The following is an 18200-nucleotide window of genomic DNA, read 5'->3' on the forward strand; positions in this document are numbered from 1 at the left end:
TCCCTATAAGTCCATTATAATGGTTTCGGCAAAATCAAAATTTCAATGAGGGCTGAGCTGACTTCTTGCCCATTTTGCATAATTAAGACTTCAACGAAATAACTTCCTGCATCCAAACGGTTATAGAAAGCTTCTGTTAGCGTAATCGTAGGGCCTCTGCCCGGCTCCTGCGCTATCGTATAATCCGCTGCATCCACGATTTTCGATCCAATCTCCGAGCCACTATATAAGCGGACCTCCCCTAAGTCATCACCCAACGTATTAATTCGAATAACTGGGGGCTGAGGCATACTGCTGCCTCTGACATGCTTCACGTATCCCGGGCTGTAAGATACGCCAAATAAAGTGCCCTCAGGCGTTTGAAGCCTATCCGGCTGAGCTTTATCCTTTTCTGGATTTTTCAAGCTGTTTCCGGCAATCGTTATTAAAATCCCTGTGCCTCGCGGGACACCTTCAGCCAAATGGATCGACAGCTCCCAGCCCGATATTTCGACATATTCAAGCGGCAGCTTCCTGCTTAATTCGCCTTGCTCGTCATAAATCCAGAACTCTACTTGCTCTGCGAGTCCCTGATCAGGAAAAGCCTGCTCATTGTAAATAATCGCAGTCGTGAAGGGCAAAACAAACGTATGGTCATCTTTAATATAAAGGTCTCGATCGCTATTGAAGGCCTCCTCGTCAAAATAAGGCAGGTCGCGCGAGTCCTCCACCGTTATATTCATGGTCAGATCAGCAACCTCTGTGCCGTCCAAATCCAGCTTAACCGACAACGTATAAGGCGCTGCTGCTGCATCCAAAGTTTCTAGCCACCCAGGTTCAAACGTGAAGGTGAAATGATTTTCCCCTCCCATTTGCGTGTAATACGCCACCTCGGAATCAAAAGCTACCGGGCCTTCTTCGTTCTCCAAAGTCATCGTCAAATTGGCATTGCTATAGCCAAGATGATAGACGAGAATATCGTCCATTACAGGCGTTACCATCAAGTTTTGTACATATCGAAGGTCCGTTTGGCTAAGTGCTGGTTTAAAATCAATATCATTGCCATCCCGGCCAAGCTCGGTAAAGTCCGCCTGTACTTCGTCCGTTTGAGCGTTTTTCAAATAATCGCCGCGTACAGATATATACAGTCTGGAATTGAGCGGAAGCTCATTAGCTAATTTTATAACCAAATTTTTGCCGTCTAGTGTGGCGCTCTCTACTTCCCAGAAAAATTCCGGATTATTAATCGCAAAAATAACGCCGTCCAAAAGCGTCCGATCCGGATCTTCCTCCTGCTCATTGAAGGCAAGCAGCGTCGTGAACGGAACGACGATAGTCGTGCTATTTATGAAATAAGAATATGGATTGCCGTAAAAAGCGGCCGTATCCGCCGCAGGCGCCCCTTCATACACGACTGGCGTCGGCGTTGCATCCGGTGTTGCGGTAGCAGTAGGTGTTGGTGTGGCTTCTGGTGTTGGCGTCACGGCAGGTGTCGGCGTTGGCGTGCTTCCGCCCGAACCAGAACCGCTGCTTCCTCCACTGCTCGCTGGTACGCTAGAAGCGGGCTGAACATATACGATAGTCGGCTTGTTGAAAGGCTTCCCTTCCGCCTCTGCCGCCTTATCCTGCTCCGCTTGCTTTTGCTTCACCAGCTCGCTTATTTGCTGCTTAAGCGCCGCATTCGCTTCGGTGCCGGCCGCTTGCTCCAGCTCCTCCAGCAGCTTCTCCAGCGCGACGAGCGGCAGATCGCCCAGCACCAGCGTTCCTTTCGAGCCTTCACCTGCTTGATTCAGCTTGATTTGCTCATTTGCCAAAAGGGCAGCGATTCGCTCGCCAGCCTCTCCGGTGACGCTTACGACACCTTCGAGCACGCCGACATAGCTGTTATCCTGTTCATATGAAACAGCGAATTTAGTACCCATAACGCCCATTGTCGCTGTTGGCGTCTCGATTTCGAAGCGGGAATCGCCCGTGAGCTTCTTTTTCACCTGAATAACGACTGAACCGTTCTGGAGCGTCAGCTTCGTCTTGCCGCCAAGCGCGCTGGCGCTTTTGACCAGTTGGCTGATCAGCAGCGTCGTGTTCGCTCCAATCGTCACTTCCTTGTCGCTGTCGAGGTCCATGCTGACTTTGCCGTTGCTTCCTGTCTTAATCGTATCTCCCTGCGTAATCGCCATGCCCTTGAACGCACTGAAGCTTTTTGTGCCGCCGCCCTTCTTCACCTCGGCTTTACCCGAAACAGACGTCAGCTTGCCGACTTTATCGGTATCCTTCGCCCATGCAGCTGTAGGCAGCGCCGCATAGCACACGACTAATAACACAAGCAGCCATTTGAAGCTTCTCATTTTAATCCCTCCAATTCATAAATGTGAATGCCCTGCTCCTTGCCCTTGACCTTTATTTCTCCAAGCGATTCCGCCAAAATGCGATCCTTGACCGCCTCATACGTCGACTCGCTAAGCACAATTTGTCCTGGCTTTGCATGGCTCTCCAGCCTGGCAGCCGTATTGACCGTATCGCCAATTGCCGTGTAGTCCATCCGCGTTTTGGAGCCGATGTTGCCAAAAACCGCAGGCCCCGTATGGATGCCGATTCCGAATTTCACGCCAAAGCCGAAGCGCTCGGTAAGCTTCTTCTCAAGCTCCACTGAGCCCTGCTTCATCGCCCATGCGGCGCGGACCGCTTTCATCGGATGATCGTCCAGCAGCAGCGGCGCGTTGAAGATCGCCATCGTTGCATCGCCAATAAACTTGTCCAACGTCCCCTCTTGCTCAAAGATGCAGCTGGCGGTCAAATCCAAATACTCATTCAAAATTTCGACGATCTCCTCCGGCTCCGCCTTCTCCGACAGCGGCGTAAAGCCGCGAATATCGACGAACAGCACCGTCAGGACGCGCCTGCTTCCGCCGAGCTTCAAGCCGTCTTCGCCATTTTTCAAAATCTGGCTGACGACCTGCGGCGCCACATACCGGCCAAAAATATCCGTCACCCGCCGCCGCTCCACCAGCTCGCTTACATAGTTGAAAATAACGACCGCTAGACAGCTGGCTGCCAGCAGCGGCACCACATAACCAAGCGACAGCAAAATGCCTTGCCCATATAAATAACGTCCGCCTGCGATAAATACGGCGATAAGCACCGCAACCGACAGGAAAGACAGCAGCATATTGAGCTTCCGGAACAAATAATAGGCCAGCACTACGGCAGCGAGCAGCACGAGCGCATTCCATTTCCAATCCAGCTCCCGCTTAAAATTCTGCTCCATGAGCTGCTCGAGGATATTGGCATGAATTTCAACGCCGTTCATCGCCTGCTTATCGTTCATTGGCGTCAAATAATCATCGTTAAACCCTACAGCGTATGGGCCGATTAAGACGATTTTATCCGTAAAATAGTCCGCCGGAACGTCGCCGCTCAGCACGGCCGAATAAGAAATCGTCTCATACTGATCGGGACCGCCCGTATAGGCGATAGGGAAACGCTGAAAGCCGTCGAGCGGCAGCTTGGACGCATCTGCCTCCTTGCCTAAACGCTGCATGTACAGCTTGTAAATTTCCCATGAAAAACTGTCTATTTGCTGGCCGTCTTTATTAAAAGAATACAGCGCCTTGCGAACGACCCGATCAGAATCGGTAATCGTGTTAATATGACCAGTCGCTGCGGCAGCCTCCTTCAAGCCTTCGAACGGCTCGGAAAGCGCCTCCGCTTCAATCGCGCCTAAGCGCGCAGAGTCGGAGAAGGTACCGTAGACAGGCAGAACGACATTGCCTGCTCTCGCAACCGCATCGACAAACTCGCTGTCCGACTCCTCATCCGAGCTCGTCGCAAAGGTTATATCAAATGCAATGACTGCCGGCTTGCCCTCGCTTAGCGTATCCACCAGCTGCGCATGCGCACTGCGGCTCCACGGCCAGGTGCCCAAATCCTCCAAGCTTTGATCGTCGACAGCAACGATGACGATTTGTGTATCAATCGGGCTTTCCCGCTGCATCACATGGTCCTGGAAATAAAATTCCGCCTGTGAAAACGTCCCCCGATATAGACACAGCAAAGCTAGCGCCGTCAGGACAGCCATAACATGCTTAAGCTTGATTTTCAATTGTGTTTCCCCTCTCAAAGCTGGCCGGATGACTGACTATGCGAGCAAGGGCAGCCGCTTCTATCTCTGTCTCATTTATCGTTTTAAATCTCTTGCTTTTATGTAAAATTATCCTGTCTTTCATTATAATTCAGAATTCGCCGCTTGGGCATGATCTGGCGCAAACTTTAGGAAAAAATATTAGCATTTCCCACTCAAAACACAAGAATAAACGGCTGACGCCGTCCTCTGGCGGAAAAAGCTCGTTTCGCTGTGAAATACAAATCAATTTATAAGCTCAAACTTATAAATTCTTATATATCAAAAAAGACCCCTGTCTACACAGGGGCCCTGCAAAGCTGCCGATAAGTCGCTCATTCAGGCTGTTTTTTTCATAAAAAGCCTGCTTCTATTTCTCTTTCGCGCGCTCGGGAAATATCCCATCCAAAATAGCATCGACGCTAAGAGGAAGATCCTCTCCCTTTAAGTACACTCCATTCTTGATCGAATAAGCCAGCATTTCCTTTATATTCTCCACGTACTCTTCCTCATTCGTTGCAAGAACTGGCAGCACGCCATAAAATGACAGCTCGGCAATGATCGCATCTCTCTCCTCTGCCAGCGGCTCAACATATTGGCGTGCCTCTGTGGTTTTCGGCGCGCTGCCTGTTGCTAATAGCAATTGCGCTTCCGGCAGCAAAGCAAGCAGCTCGGCAGACAGCTTTTTGGAGGACAAGTCTTCCTTACGCTTAACCTCCGCGGCTATTTGCCGAAATTGGACCCGCAATGCGGCAAGCCGCTCTATGTGAGCACGAATGGCTGCAATCTCAAACTGGGCCTTGTTTCTTTCCATCGCGTCGTCCTCATTATAAGGATGCATGTCTTCTGCCTCCGAAAAAAGCCGCTGCGCCTCGGAAAGGTCGCCCTCCTTAAGCACCTTGTCCCCCTGCCTGATCAAATCATTAGCCTGGTCTATAATGCTTGCAATCTCTTTTACTTTTCGCTTGGTCTCCTCATGCTCCGGGTCAAGCTTCAGAATTCTCCCATAGACCAATTCAGCAGATTCAAAATCCTTTCGCTCATACGCCGCATCGGCCGTTAGCATAAATTCTCCAATTTGCTGCTGTTTATACCTGTCCTCACAAGCTGTCAGCATCAACAGGCTTAGGACGGCAACGAGCACAGCCATCATACGGCCTCTTTTCCAATTCCCCACTATCTTTTCATCCTTTCTCCATATTCCTATGAAGTATATCGGATGAAGCTCGAAAATCTTGAATCAAGCGTTGTACTGCTGTAACGCAAACAGGCATCTTTCGCCATCGGTATGGCAGGAAAGATACCTGTTTGTGTTCTAGCAAGCTTCGCCTAGGTTAACCGCCTATTACAAATAGGCCAACGACTTGACGATGCTGCTTATGAAGGCTAGTTGGTCGAGCTTGGGACAGCGCTAGAGCTAGGACTGCCATTAGCGCCTGTGTCCGCAGCTTCATCCGCTAAAGGCTCAGTCAACGTATATTCAGCAGCACCAACCTTTACCTTGCTCGCTGCAAGCAGCTCCACATCCTCGCCTAAATCAATAACGACGCGGTTCGGATAATCGCTCGGGTTTGGCTGCGCTACGCTGCCAGCAGATCCTGGCTCGCTAGTTGCTGCTCCATCGGGGCTTGCACTGCTTCCGCCGCTGGCGGCTGCATTGTCGCTGGCGCCAGCACTTGCATCCGGCGATGGCGATGCGTCGCCAGGACTTGCAGATGCCGCATCCGCATCCACCGTCCCAGCGGCTGCATTTTCTACATTGCCCGTATTGCCTGACGCTGCATCGCTGGTTGCTGTAGGAGTGGGCGATGGGCTATCGCCTGGGCTCGCGGAAGCATCGCTTTCATCCGTACCTGCTTCCGGAGTTGCCGCAGGAGCCGCCGTGCAGCTAGGAATGAACGTGAGGCCGCTGTATTCCTTGGTTTCTCTATCTGCTGCCACAACAGCCACCGTCTCTGGTGAAAAAGCGCTGCATATCGCAGCATCCGTGAAGCGGAATACGAGTGTCGTCGTTTGCTTGCCGTCAACACCTTCCTGCTTTGCCGCATACACGAGTGTATCCGGAATCGCCACTCCTGGAGTGGTCAAGCCTGGCCCATCCGTCGCACCTGGAAGATTGGCCCCTTCCTCAGGCTTATCCCCGCCACCAAGCGCAAGCAAGCCGCCAATGCCTACCATTAGAATGGCGAAGGCAATAATTATGGAGAAGAGGAACGGTTTGCGATTTTGCCGAAACAGCTTCGCCAGAGGCGAAGACAGATCCCCTCTCACCTGCTTGTAGACAGCTTGCAGCCTTGGGCCCGCCTTGGAAAAATACTGATTCCGATTCGCCCGGCTCTTGAAAGCATCGCGATCATGCTGCCTGAAATAATTCGTAATGGCGGTTGCATACGCAGGCACGAAGCCTCGCGGCCGCATAAAATCCTCATGGCGCTCCGACCAAGCGAAAAATTGATAAACGAGCTCTTTTTCCCCCGCGCTCTTGCGCAGCGTATCCAGCAGCCCTGCATAATCAATCGTCTCCATGTCCGAGCTGCGATAGAAGGCCAACACGAGCTGCTCAAACCGCTCGGCTTTCATTTCCGAATCGACCGTCAGCATCCAGCGCCGTCCAAGCTGCTGGACGCGGTCGATTTCGACCGGGGACAGCTTTGCGAACAGGCTTGCCTTCGGCAGCGGTTTGAAGAACCAATCGTAAGCCGCTTTAATAATAAGCGCTGTCGACTTCTGCCTAGGATCAGTCAATTGAGCGTTCCACTGCTCTAGCCGATCCGCCTTCTCCAGAAAGCTGCCTTTGAGCAGCTCACGCTGCGACAGCCGGTCCAAATCAAGCTCCGTCAGCAGCGTCCGGTATGCAACAAGCTCCAGCTCAAACAGCCGGACGCCGATTCCCGCCGTCAAATGGTTCGTCTTCACACGGCCCTCGTCGCTGTCGAAAGCGGAAGAGCTCAGCTTGTCGAGCTGCTCATGCACTTGCTGGAACACCTGTACAGGCTGCGCCTCATCTATCAGCTTATCCTTAAGCTGCTGCCTGAAGAGCTTGTGAACGACATCATTATCGAGAATAGCCGGGAATTCTTTGCCCCATTTGCCCATGAAAATAATAATATCCTTCGCCGATCTTGTATCCCGCAGCTTGCCGTCCAGAAACGGGAGCAGCAGCCGTTCGAGCAGTGCTCCGTTCGCCAGCATTTTGCTGACAAAGTCCTTCAGCAGCAGCGGCTCGGCCTCCAAGGCTCCATAGTAGGCAGCCATCGCTTCCGCTTGGCCCTGCTGCTGTGCAGCGAGCAAGGAGCGGATGAAGAAATCGACGATTTTGCCGCCATTATATTTGCTGTCGATGTGGTAATAATCCTTGAAGCTTTCTGCAATGAACGGCTCAGGCACACGGCCGTCACGCACCGCATCAAACTCATAATCGAAGCGGGACAAAAATAAATCATTCATCCGCATGCGCTGCGTAAGCGCTCCTGTCGGCTGTAAATACTCCAGCATCCCGCGCAGCACGGCGCTTTTGTGCATTTCATACAGCTCGTCGCTGCCTTCCTCGACTTGGAACATGACGCTTAGCTCATGGTAAGAGCCGAGCGCCAGTAGCCGCTCCTGCCCCATGCCGTGTAGCATTTCCTCAGCAAACTGATAGAAACGCTCGGCACGGTCCGGCTCGTCCATAACGCTCCAAGCAAAATCCAAATAAGGATGCTCTCCCTTATCCAAATCGACATTCAGGAAACGATCATTAACAAAATCAAAGGTGTAGTCCTTATCCGTATTGCGGTCGCCCGCCCGCAGGCTCCCCTTCTCAACGAAGGTGAGCTGAATCCCTTTGCGGCTTTGCGGTTCTTTGGAAAACGTCATGAAGCCCAACTGCTTGCGGAATGCATAAGGCAAGCTCGCATACAGCACCGCCAGCAGCGTCTTCGCTTGCTCCGGCAGCTGCTGGACAGGCACATTCAGCGCCACATATACCTTCTTGCGTCCGCCAACGGCTGCCATAACGGCAAACAGCAGCTGCTTGAAGCGCTGCTCGCTAATGTTCAGCGCAGCGAGCGCCGCCCGCTGATTGGCAACGCCCGCAAGTCCAGCACCGCCGGCAGCAGAGCTAGCGGCTCCAGCCTCGCGAGGCGCCCAAGCGCCGCCCGCTGCTTGCGGCAGTTCCGCCAAATCGGGCAGCTCCATGCCCTGCTCAATATCGTAGCTGTCCACGAAGGCAGCGCCGAGGAAAGCTTTATAGCTATCTGGATCAGCATCCGCAATCGCGGCAGGAATGACATAATTGTGCGTGAAGAAGGCGCTGCGCAGCCCCGTAAAGTCAACGGCTTGATAGATGCTGCGGCCGACAACCGCCTCGCCGCTCTCCAGCCTCAGCACATACGCTGTTTCTGGATAAGCGGCGCCATCCTTCTCGCCGCTTGCAGCCAGCTCAGCTGGAGCGTCATAGACGCAAAGCGGATGCAGCTGCTTTTTCACAAACTGCTGATCCAGCCCTTCGGACTTGGCTACCGTGTCATAACCTTCCGTCGCCCGAAAAATGCCGCGGCGCTCCCGCGTATACAACTGCTGACCAATAGTAGAGGTAGAATGCTTCACTATTCTCTTCTCCCCTCTATATAACCCAGCTTATACAGCAGCCATATAAATGGCTCATCAACGCGGATCGGGCTGACGACCGTCTCCATCTTCTGATTGACCGGATTGCTGCCGAGCGCTGATACCGCATAATAGGCCGTATCCTTAAAGTAAACGTCCATCGTCCCTTTAAACGGACGGTCAACCTTCTCGATAAAGCGCCGCATTTCGCCATCAATGTTCTCAAACTCGGTTAAATTGAAATAATTGCGGTGCACCATATTGTGAAAAATGTTGCTGTTCGACTTAATATATTCGCCTTCCTCATCCTTGAGCGCGTGCAGCATGTCGCTCTTCGTCAAGACGACGGCGGTTGGAATATCCGTCTTGCTGTTGTCCTGATACGCGATAAAATCCTTGAACATCGTCAGCACGACGTCCCTTGGCTCATCATATTGCGGAGCCCACTCGCCCGGCTTGTCGCCGTGGTTAATGCGCAGCTTCTCGCGGATAGAGCGGATTTGCAGCGGATCGACCATGAATAAAATGCCGGAGGAGTTTTTAATGTGCTGCCCATGCAGCCCCAAATAATCCTCCTCGACCATTCCCTCGCCCGCCACATCGAAAAACACCAGCGTCAGCGGCGGCTTGGACTCGTCACGGAAGACGAATTGAAAAATAAACGGCTCCTGCATTTTTTCCTTCTGCGTGGAAGCCAGCAGATCGCCGCGACCAAACAGCGGCTCCTCATAGTTCGTGCGGAACTTGCGGCTGATCTCCGCCGTAAGCGGCATGCACGCCGCGTTAAAATGATCGGCGGTCGTATTTTGCAGCGTATGTATGAGTGCTGTCATATACACCGATTTGCCGACCTGGGAAGCGCCAATAATCGAAATAATATTGCTCGGCACCTTGCCCGACGTCACCGGCAGCTCGTTATGGCATTTCGGACACAGCCTTCTGCGCGTCAGCTCGCCGTAACGGTCATTCAAGCCGATTAGAACTTCGCCTGCGTAGAGATGCTTCTCCTCCGGTACATCCTCGGGATGAATAACCGCCTCAATATCGTGTACGGAATCAAGGCCAAAGCGCTCTCTGTAACGATTCAGCTGCTCGTCCTCGCCCAGCGCATAATCCTCATCATCCTCGCGGCTGTGCGTGGCGCGAAATACGACATCTTCCGGCGCAAACTTGCTGAAGCAAAATGGGCATACAATATCATAGGAGCCTTGAAGCTGCTCTGCTTGCGGTTTTCTTTTTAAAAAGTCAAAAAAGCCCATGCCTTATCTCCCCTTCCTGCTGTCATTCCGGCACCAGTTCGTACAGCTGTGCGAAACGCGGGCCATCGGTGAAAAATACACGGACGAAGTCCTGCTTGCCGACCTCGATTGGCGGAAGCACATTCCTCCCGGAGGCGAAAGCGGCGGCAAATGGATACATCATGCCATCTTCCTTGCTCGCTGGATAGCCCCCCGCCTTTTTCACATAACACAATACATCCTTGGCAATCGGCACCTCCGCCGTCACCTGAATAGAAACCGTCTTATAGCGCTGAAGAAATCCGGTCTTCTGCTTGACGGAATAGCGGATTTTCGCTCTGCCGGCGCTCACATCCAGCTCGTTGCGGCCATCGCCTTGCAGCCAGATGACTTTGCCAGCCTCCGCTCCCTCTTCATAAATGTAGACGGTGAAGCGGTAGCGTCCGATGCCTTCCAGCCTCATATGATAGCCGTTGTTCGCCTTGTATTCGGCCCTAGTATATAGCTTTAATGATGCAAGCTCCGGCGTTCCTCTGAATGCCGCCTGCTCGGCCTCCGCCTTGCCGATGTAAACCGCCTCGACGCCGCTCGGCCACAGCCATTGCAGCGTGCAGCGGTCGCCATTCAGCGTATGGGATAAGCCGTTGATGCGCGGCGAATCGCCCTCTGCCTCCACAAATCGCATCTGTCAATCGCCCCCTAGCTGACTTCTAAAATCCATGGTTGCGGCTATCCTTCGAGGTTCCGTCGCCGCTCGATGCTCCGCGCTCTCTCGGGACTGGAGCCCCGCGGCGCCTGTCGTTCACCGGCCGGCTGTTTTCTCTAATCGGCACGATCAAGGTGAATAAGGAGATCATAATTGCAAGCAGCGCAATCGCCATGAAGCGGGTGAACGAATCACTGAGTAAATGGCCAGACAGCCACGCTTCCAGCACGAGGCCCGCCAGCAAGCCGCCAACTGCACCGCCAATGCCAAAGCTGCGCGCCAAATAGCGATTGTCGAAGAACAGCCCGATCGCCACGCCCAGCACACCGCCGATCAGTAGCATCGAGATGACGCGAACGATTTTGTAAAACGTTGCATCGGCCATCGGTCCCGTGCGCTTGGTGACGAGCGTGCGATCATCGATCGTATCGTAGATCGTCTGGAAAGCTGTAGATACCTCGGTCGCCTTCTGCACGTCGTAATAAGCGCCGCCTGTCGACTCGGCAATGTTGCGCAGCAGGTCCGCCCCTCTCGAATCCACGAGGCTGAGGCCGACGGAATTAATCGCAATCTGCTGCTCCTTGTAGAGCGCCAGCTGCGGAGCCACATCGGATTCACTGAAGCCATCCGACAGCAAAATCACCATCGTTCCGCGCTTGCTGTCCGCCTTCGCCTCAATCGTCTTCAACGATTCCTCCAGCGCGACGCTGAAATTCGTTCCGCCATCCGTCGGCACAAACGAGTCAATCGCCGCGTTGATTGCTGCCTTATTGGCAGCCGAGTCTACGCTCGTAAACGGCAGCACCTGCTCCGCCAAATCGCTGAAGCCCACAATCGCGACGCGTTTGTCATTGTCCATCTGGTCAATAAGCTGCTTCGCCGCCACATAACGCTGATTGTCCGGGTCCGTCTCCGCCATGCTGCCGGAGTTGTCGATGACAAGGACAATATCCTTCACCTGCTTTAAGCCACCAATATTGAGTCCGTAAAAAAACTGCAGTCCCCAGCCCGCTGCAAAAAGCAGCACAAGCGTCGCTGGAACGAACAGCTTCCACGAAAGCCCTGTGTAGCGCTGGCGCCAGGATGAGCCGTTCAAATGTGGATTGACGAGCTCTGCAACAAAGCAGCCGAGCCCGATAAATAATGCGAGTACGCCGAAATACAAGCCCATGAGAACCGAACGCGGCATATCGCCCGTCCACTGCGCCAGCATCAGTTCTCCGATGGCGTAGCCGATGAATCCCCCTATTAAGCTAAACAACAATAGTAGCAGGTTTATTTTTCGCTGCATGTGTATAGCATCCTCTCTTACATTCATTCGGCTTATTCCCTGCGCCCCGGTCTAACGCAGCTCCGGCAAGCCCGCCGGGTCCACGCCGTGGAACGCATAGCCGTTCTCTCTATATGTCTCGTAATACACCTTGCCGTTGCGATAATACAGCAGGTCTTCAAGATGGAAGCCGCCCATCAGGTTCAGCTTCTCCACACCGCTGCTGCGCTTCTCGTGAATGCAGCCAAGCTTGTAGATCCGCGACGTTTCGTCGACGCCAAGCGCATACTGCACAAACTCGCTGTCCGCGTCGCCGAACATATATTTTTCCTCGTAGCGATGCTCATGCGTGTAGTCCAGCAGCCGAACGTTGATCGACGCGTTCTCCTCCAGCGTCCGGTAGAGGCGCTTGAACAAATCCTCTTTCGCCAGCGCCTGGCGGTTCGTGTAGTCGATCGTCACATTCGCCCTGCGAAGCAGCTCCTCCTCGAACGTCTGGGCGAATGGCTCCGCCGTCAGCACATGCTTCAAGCATAACTGGGCCAGCTTATTTACGTAGGCCTCATTGCCCTGCTCCAGCAGCTCCGCCGCCGAACCGAGATAACGCTCATCAAACCAGATGCCCGCTCCCCGCTTATCCTGCACATCCAGCACAATATCTGCCGTTACCCGAGCGTAATATTCAAAAATATTTTGCCCGATGTAATCGTCAGCGGTCTTGATGCTTTGCAGCGCCGTCAGCTTCATGACATCCGCCATATCCGCCATTTGCTTGACGCGCAGGCGATACAGTTCATGAAGCTGCTCCAGCTCATCCGCCAAGCGGCGATACAGGGAAAGCTCCAGCTCCAGCCGGAGCAGCTCCCATTTCTGGCCATACACCAGCCCAAAAAAAGCACGGATAAACGAACGCAAATTTTGCTTATCCATAAAAGGCAGCCGCTGAATGCGGACATCTTCCGCGCGTCCCGACTGCGTGCGCTCCAACTCCTCGCGCGCCTGCTCCACCGCAATCGCCAGCTCTTTAATGCGGCTGCGGACGCCTGCGAGCACACTGCCATCGTCGCCGCTTGGCTCCGTCCAAGCACATAGCTGGTAGAAGCTAATGTCCGCGCGCTCCCGCTCGAACTTGGCAACCGCACGCCGCATTTCCGGCGCCGCTCCAAATTCGGACAGCCGCTGCTGCGCCGTGCGGGCAAAATGATTATGGAAAAAGACAGCTGCCCCATCCCCGAACAGCGCCTCCTCAGCGTCTCTCAGCGATAATGGCTTCAACTGCTCATATCGGACGCCAGAGGTTAGCAGTCCCGTCATGTCGGCAAGCTGCTCCTCGCTTGGCAGCAGCTGCGTCAGCATCGCATCGACCGAGGCCGGATCGAGGCCAAAGCAGGCAAGCTTCTCCCGCATGCTGAGCTCAGGCTCCTTCGCCAGCAGCTCGGATAGCTGCATGTGCAGATGATACAGCACCGTCAGCGCAATCGAATAATTCGGGCGCTTCACCTTGGATAGTCCCGCTGAGACGAAGCCCTGCCTGCCTGACTCCGTACGCAGGCTGTTCTTAAACGTCGAGTTATTGTAGCCGCCGTAGGCTTCATCTGCCTGCGCATCCTTGCGCTTGCGGTTTTTGAGCAGCTGAATGTGGCAAATGATATCATAGTTGTCACGAATGCCGTTAACGGCGGTCATGCCCTTCTCATTGCGATCCGACAGCACGTAGACGAGATCGAACAGCGGCGACGGCGGGTGAACGACCGGAATCGCCAGCCCGTCGCCCGTCACCTCAAGCAGCGCCGAGAACGTATAGTCCGGCCGCTGCATCCCTTCCAGCTCGCGCAGAAAGCTCACGCCAATAGCGCTGGCGTGAGCGAAGGTATCCATTTGCTCACGCTCGCTGATTAGCGTATAAAGATCCATCTGCACGGATTTGAACGATTGCTGAAAAATCGCCTGTGCCAGCAGGGAAATATCCGGCACCAGCGCATTCATCGGGTCATCGGCACGCGTGATAACCGCCAAATGCAGCCGATCGAAGGAAGCATACAGCCTGCCATAATCGGCAATTGTATCGCTGACGCCGCGAAGCGCGCGGTTCAGGTCAGCCAAATAGCCGGCATTGCCGCGGAAGGCTTCCCATAGCTCCTTGCGCCCCGCCTTATGGTCGCTGCCAAACGACGACAAGCCGTCCAGCACGACCTCAGTCACCTTGGCGGCATTGGCGGCGCTCGCCGCCTGCCGTCCGTTTCCGCCGGCATATGCTGCTTTGCCGCCTGCGTAGCTTCCAGCAGAAGCGCCTGCTGCTCCGGCGGCTGGCGCCTGCCCGCCACTTCCGCTGGCTGAGCCGCCGCTCCTTGAAGTGGACGCGGCGTGAAAATAAATCACGCCAGCGCTATTTTCCCATTTCGCCGCATTCATCTGAATCATCGGCTCAATGGCTTGCCCCGCCTCGTCGCCAATATACAAAAATACGGTCGGATAATGAATGATGCTCTGGTCGTCTCCATGACCGCTGAGCATTTGCTCGGCAGCCGCATAATCAGCTGCATACCGCTCCAGAAGCTCTCTCATAGGCCTACTTCAACTTTCTGCGTATGTCGTTTAGTTTGCTCGTCATTTGCTTGTAGAACTGGTACAAATCTTCTCCGTTCGCCAGCTCAATCCGCTCGTACTCCAGGCGGTCACGGGCGTCGAGGAATGCGCTGAACAGCTCATCCAGCTTATGAACGAGCAGCTTCGTATCCTCCGTTGCCGTTAAATCCGTCACCCGGCGCGATGCTTTGCGCAGCAGGGCGGCACGGTTTTTCTCATCCAGCCCCCGGAAGCTCTCGAACACTTCATGCTCCACAAAGCTGCTGCTCTTCATCAGATTGGCGAATGGCGCCCACGCCTCTTCTTCTGGGTCGCGGTCATAGACATAAAGCGCGCCTTTCTTCACAATCGTTTCCGTATAAAGCGCCTCAATAAACTGATCCAGCCACTTCTCCTCATCCTGATGCAGGCTCAGCAGCTTCTCAAGCTCAGCAACCTTGTCGCTAATCGCATCGTATTTCGCCAGCTCCTCGCGCACACGCGCCAGCAGCTCCGGGGAACGGATGAGATTTTCCTGCGCCAAATCTTCATTCAGGCTGCCGAAAATATCCTTCACTCCATCCGGTGCCAAGCCTTCAGCCAGCAGGCGGCGAAGCTCAATGACAGCGCGCTTCACTTCGCCAAGATTCGGCTTCGCAGCGCTAGCCTCCATATTGTACGAGCTGAGCAGCGCTTGCAGCTGGAATGGCTGGGTGAACTGCACCGCATAACGGCTGCTCATGCTGTTGTCGACACCCTTCTCGCTAATAATCCGGTAGCCAAGCGCACGCTGGAATTCGGCACGCACGCGGGCATTATAGCCTTTCACCCTCGCATTGCTGTACGTATCGCCCCATGATTTCTCTGGAATTGGCGAAGGCAGATTCGTCCAGTTGACCTTCTCCGTCATGACGAGATGGCGGCCGACGCCTTCTTTATCGAGAATCGTCCGTTCATAGCTTTCCTCATACACCTTGAGCGGCGTATAGACGAACAGCGGCACGCCATTTTTCGTATTCAGCCAGAAAATCCGGTTTTTCACTTCACTCTCTTTAATGGTGAAATGCGATTTTCCTACCGCATTGCTCTGGTAATTGCGAATGCCCTTGAGTATGCTCGGCGCATGCTGCGGCACCGATACGAAGCCCCATGAAGGGAAATGCAAATTGCCTGAGCTATTGCTCAGATTGAACACGGCAACTGCCTCTTCATCCAGCTTCGTCGCAATAAAGCGCTCGACGAACTTCTCAATCGATTCGTCATTGCCATATTTCATCACGAGGAAATCTTCCATCGATCTCGTAATCAAATCGCCGAATTTATCGGTCAGGAAGTCGGAAATGGAATTGACGATGTCAATGTCCTTCTCCTTCACCCACTGGTCGGAATGGTCAAGCAGCCCCTGCGAGAAGTCGCGAATGAGATCATCGACATCCTTCTTCTCCATAATGCGGGCGATCACATCGGAAATGTCCGGCACGCCTACTAAATTCCAATAGTAGGTTTTGTTGCCCTTGTGATCGGCTTGCTCGTCGCCATTGATCAGAATATCGCCATTTTTCGCAAAAATGCCATTCAGCACGTTCAGCACTTCAGTAAATACACTGTAGAAGCGATTGTTCTCGTTGTTCAGCAGCTGATACAGATCCTCGTAGAACTCGATCATTTGCTCGGTACGCTCTACATCGGCGCGCAGCCAATATTCATTGATTTTAGCTTCAATGTAGCTGTTTTTCTTCTTGTCCTTGGACACGAAGGCGCTCTTCGCATCGCCCATCCGCTCTTCCGCTTGAATGCTTGCCGACTCAATGTCGCGCGGCAGGCGCAGCAGCGTTTCGCGCAGCACTTCAATGTAGGAAAGCAGCATTTTCAGCAGGCAGAAGCCCTTCTCGGTGTGCAGCAGGCGGGATACGTAAAACGGTCCCTGCTCTGGATGCAGGAAGGTACGGCGGATTTGGTCGGTGAACTGGCCGACGATTTCCCCTGGCAGCTGCTTCTTCGCTTTCACATATTCCTCGCGGGCACGCGTCAGGAACGTCTGCTCCAGCTCGGTATCCATGTTGACCACCTGCATTTTCACTACATTGCTGTAGTTCAGGCGCTCACTGTTCTCAAAGCCCGGAAGCGGCTCAGGCACGCGCGACTCAAACGTCTTGATCATCGTATCGAGATCAATGCCGAGCTTGCGGGCGAATTTCTCCACATCGTCCTGAGTCGGCGCTTTGTGGAACATTTTATCCATTTTGCTAAACAGGCGATACGCCAAAAAGGTCGTCATTTCCTCAATCGGCAGTACCGCCGACGAAGCGCCAATAATGTTGTAATCATAGTTCGCCGGATACTGCTTGTTCATTTGTGCAATATTCGTGCGGATGTTGCTGATATAGTCGTGAATAGCAAACTCTTCGCCGGATTGCTTATCCTCGCTCGCCATAAAGTTCGTAATATTTTCCGCTGTCACGTTCATGCAGTAGTCATAAGCGTTCTCCAGCAGCTTGCCCTCCGTGTTCGTCGCCGAAATCAGATGGCAAAGGTTAAACGGCGGAAGCGGCGAATTGACGCTGAGAATGCTGCCGTACTGCTGCTTGAAGCGCTCGCCGCGGGCATCAACATTCATCCAGTAGTCGAGCTCTTTGAGCGCGGCGTAGCCATTTTTCTTAATATATTCTCTAGTATGCTCGCTTAAGCTTTTGTTTGCGAGATTAATATCCGGCGTAAAAAGGTACCCCAGCGTGTTGACGCGGTCAACGCCCGCCGAGCCATGATCGCGCTCAATAATACCGCGCACGATATACGAAATATCAAGGAAGCAGCCGCTGCCCGTACCGCCGGATAGACCGGTAAGCAGGAATACCATCAGCTTTTTGCTTGTGCCGACGGAAAGCGTCTTAATTTTTTTATCGATGCTTTGCACAACCTGATTGATTTTCGTAAAAAGCAGCAGACGCCCAGCTTGGCGTACGCCTGCCGCGCCGTTCATGCCATCGGTAATGCTCAGCTCTGGCGACAGCCAATCGGTGATGTACGGCTCCAAAATGCTGCGGTTTTGCAGCAGCCCGCCGACTTCGGCATTGGAAAGCAGCACAAACTCATTGATTGGGTCGAGGCCGATGCCTTTATATTTTTTGTTGCGGTCCTGTTCATTGGTCTCAAAAGCTAGAAATTCGACGTTATTAGGCTTTTCCAGCTTGCGTTTGGACAAGGGATCTTCCGGCAGCTTAAAGCGTCGGTTAATTTGATATTTCAGGCGCAGCAGCGCATCGATGCCGGTGCCGCCGAGTCCAATAATGAGAATAGGATTATCGATTGTATCGACGCGAATTTTCTCACTGACGATACCTCCGCCTAATGAAACGTCTAGCTGCTGGATATGTTCTCTAACAATCGGCTTCATTCGTTCTACCTCCAAATGGTATGAATCATTGCTCTATACTTGTTAGAAGGAAGGCGAGAAAGAAGCTGCATTGCATGAAAAGATTGGCAACTGATCGCCATTACCCTTGAAATTCTATTAATAATCCCGTATACGGGGAATTTCAAGGGTAAAAGCATATGCTTACGAAGCTGCTTTCCTACGGAAAGCTTTAAACGAACGCTAACGCTTCTCCAGTCCAATCTTTTCATTCCATTCCGCTTTTCTCACCATACCTCTAACCCTATATTCCCACAAAAGTCTATCTACAATAGACGACCGCAAGGCCCTTTCCCCCTCGCAAATCCCCTAATATTTTTGCT

9 protein-coding genes are annotated in these 18200 nt (G+C 53.3%); all 9 read right to left on the reverse strand.

Going from position 1 to position 18200, the window contains the following annotated elements; genetic code table 11:
- Positions 1 to 14: 14 nt before the first annotated feature.
- Positions 15 to 2324 (reverse strand): FecR family protein, encoded by a 2310-nt coding sequence (locus ASF12_RS08225; protein ID WP_056032044.1) that lies wholly within the window; start codon positions 2322 to 2324, stop codon positions 15 to 17.
- Positions 2321 to 4078 carry a CHASE2 domain-containing protein gene (locus ASF12_RS08230; protein WP_056032047.1) on the reverse strand — a complete coding sequence of 586 codons (1758 nt, stop codon included), beginning with the start codon at positions 4076 to 4078 and terminating at the stop codon, positions 2321 to 2323. Before ASF12_RS08230 ends, ASF12_RS08225 begins: the two co-directional genes overlap by 4 nt.
- Before the next feature lie 388 nt (positions 4079 to 4466).
- The gene (locus tag ASF12_RS08235) at positions 4467 to 5273 is read right to left on the reverse strand and encodes a hypothetical protein (RefSeq protein WP_155972875.1); all 807 of its coding nucleotides are present in this window, start codon (positions 5271 to 5273) and stop codon (positions 4467 to 4469) included.
- A gap of 209 nt (positions 5274 to 5482) precedes the next feature.
- Complete coding sequence (locus tag ASF12_RS08240; protein ID WP_056032052.1) at positions 5483 to 8686, reverse strand: GAP1-N2 domain-containing protein; 3204 nt, start codon at positions 8684 to 8686, stop codon at positions 5483 to 5485.
- Positions 8686 to 9945, reverse strand: a complete 1260-nt coding sequence (locus tag ASF12_RS08245; RefSeq protein ID WP_056032056.1) for a TRAFAC clade GTPase domain-containing protein — start codon at positions 9943 to 9945, stop codon at positions 8686 to 8688. Before ASF12_RS08245 ends, ASF12_RS08240 begins: the two co-directional genes overlap by 1 nt.
- Before the next feature lie 22 nt (positions 9946 to 9967).
- Positions 9968 to 10609: a hypothetical protein gene (locus ASF12_RS08250; RefSeq protein WP_056032060.1), complete on the reverse strand. Its 642-nt coding sequence runs from the start codon at positions 10607 to 10609 to the stop codon at positions 9968 to 9970.
- Positions 10610 to 10634: 25 nt separating this feature from the next.
- Positions 10635 to 11921 carry a vWA domain-containing protein gene (locus ASF12_RS08255; RefSeq protein ID WP_056032062.1) on the reverse strand — a complete coding sequence of 429 codons (1287 nt, stop codon included), beginning with the start codon at positions 11919 to 11921 and terminating at the stop codon, positions 10635 to 10637.
- 51 nt (positions 11922 to 11972) lie between these two features.
- Positions 11973 to 14465, reverse strand: a complete 2493-nt coding sequence (locus ASF12_RS08260; protein ID WP_056032065.1) for a hypothetical protein — start codon at positions 14463 to 14465, stop codon at positions 11973 to 11975.
- 4 nt (positions 14466 to 14469) lie between these two features.
- The gene (locus tag ASF12_RS08265; protein WP_056032068.1) at positions 14470 to 17859 is read right to left on the reverse strand and encodes a tubulin-like doman-containing protein; all 3390 of its coding nucleotides are present in this window, start codon (positions 17857 to 17859) and stop codon (positions 14470 to 14472) included.
- Positions 17860 to 18200 lie beyond the last annotated feature (341 nt).

This window comes from Paenibacillus sp. Leaf72 (assembly GCF_001422685.1).
Lineage (GTDB): Bacteria > Bacillota > Bacilli > Paenibacillales > Paenibacillaceae > Pristimantibacillus.

What these genes read in the sequence shown, in the direction of transcription:
- ASF12_RS08265 (WP_056032068.1), bottom strand. Translation starts at nt 17,859, where the DNA reads ATGAAGCCGATTGTTAGAGAACATATCCAGCAGCTAGACGTTTCATTA.
- ASF12_RS08225 (WP_056032044.1), bottom strand. Translation starts at nt 2,324, where the DNA reads ATGAGAAGCTTCAAATGGCTGCTTGTGTTATTAGTCGTGTGCTATGCG.
- ASF12_RS08260 (WP_056032065.1), bottom strand. Translation starts at nt 14,465, where the DNA reads ATGAGAGAGCTTCTGGAGCGGTATGCAGCTGATTATGCGGCTGCCGAG.
- ASF12_RS08245 (WP_056032056.1), bottom strand. Translation starts at nt 9,945, where the DNA reads ATGGGCTTTTTTGACTTTTTAAAAAGAAAACCGCAAGCAGAGCAGCTT.
- ASF12_RS08250 (WP_056032060.1), bottom strand. Translation starts at nt 10,609, where the DNA reads ATGCGATTTGTGGAGGCAGAGGGCGATTCGCCGCGCATCAACGGCTTA.
- ASF12_RS08255 (WP_056032062.1), bottom strand. Translation starts at nt 11,921, where the DNA reads ATGCAGCGAAAAATAAACCTGCTACTATTGTTGTTTAGCTTAATAGGG.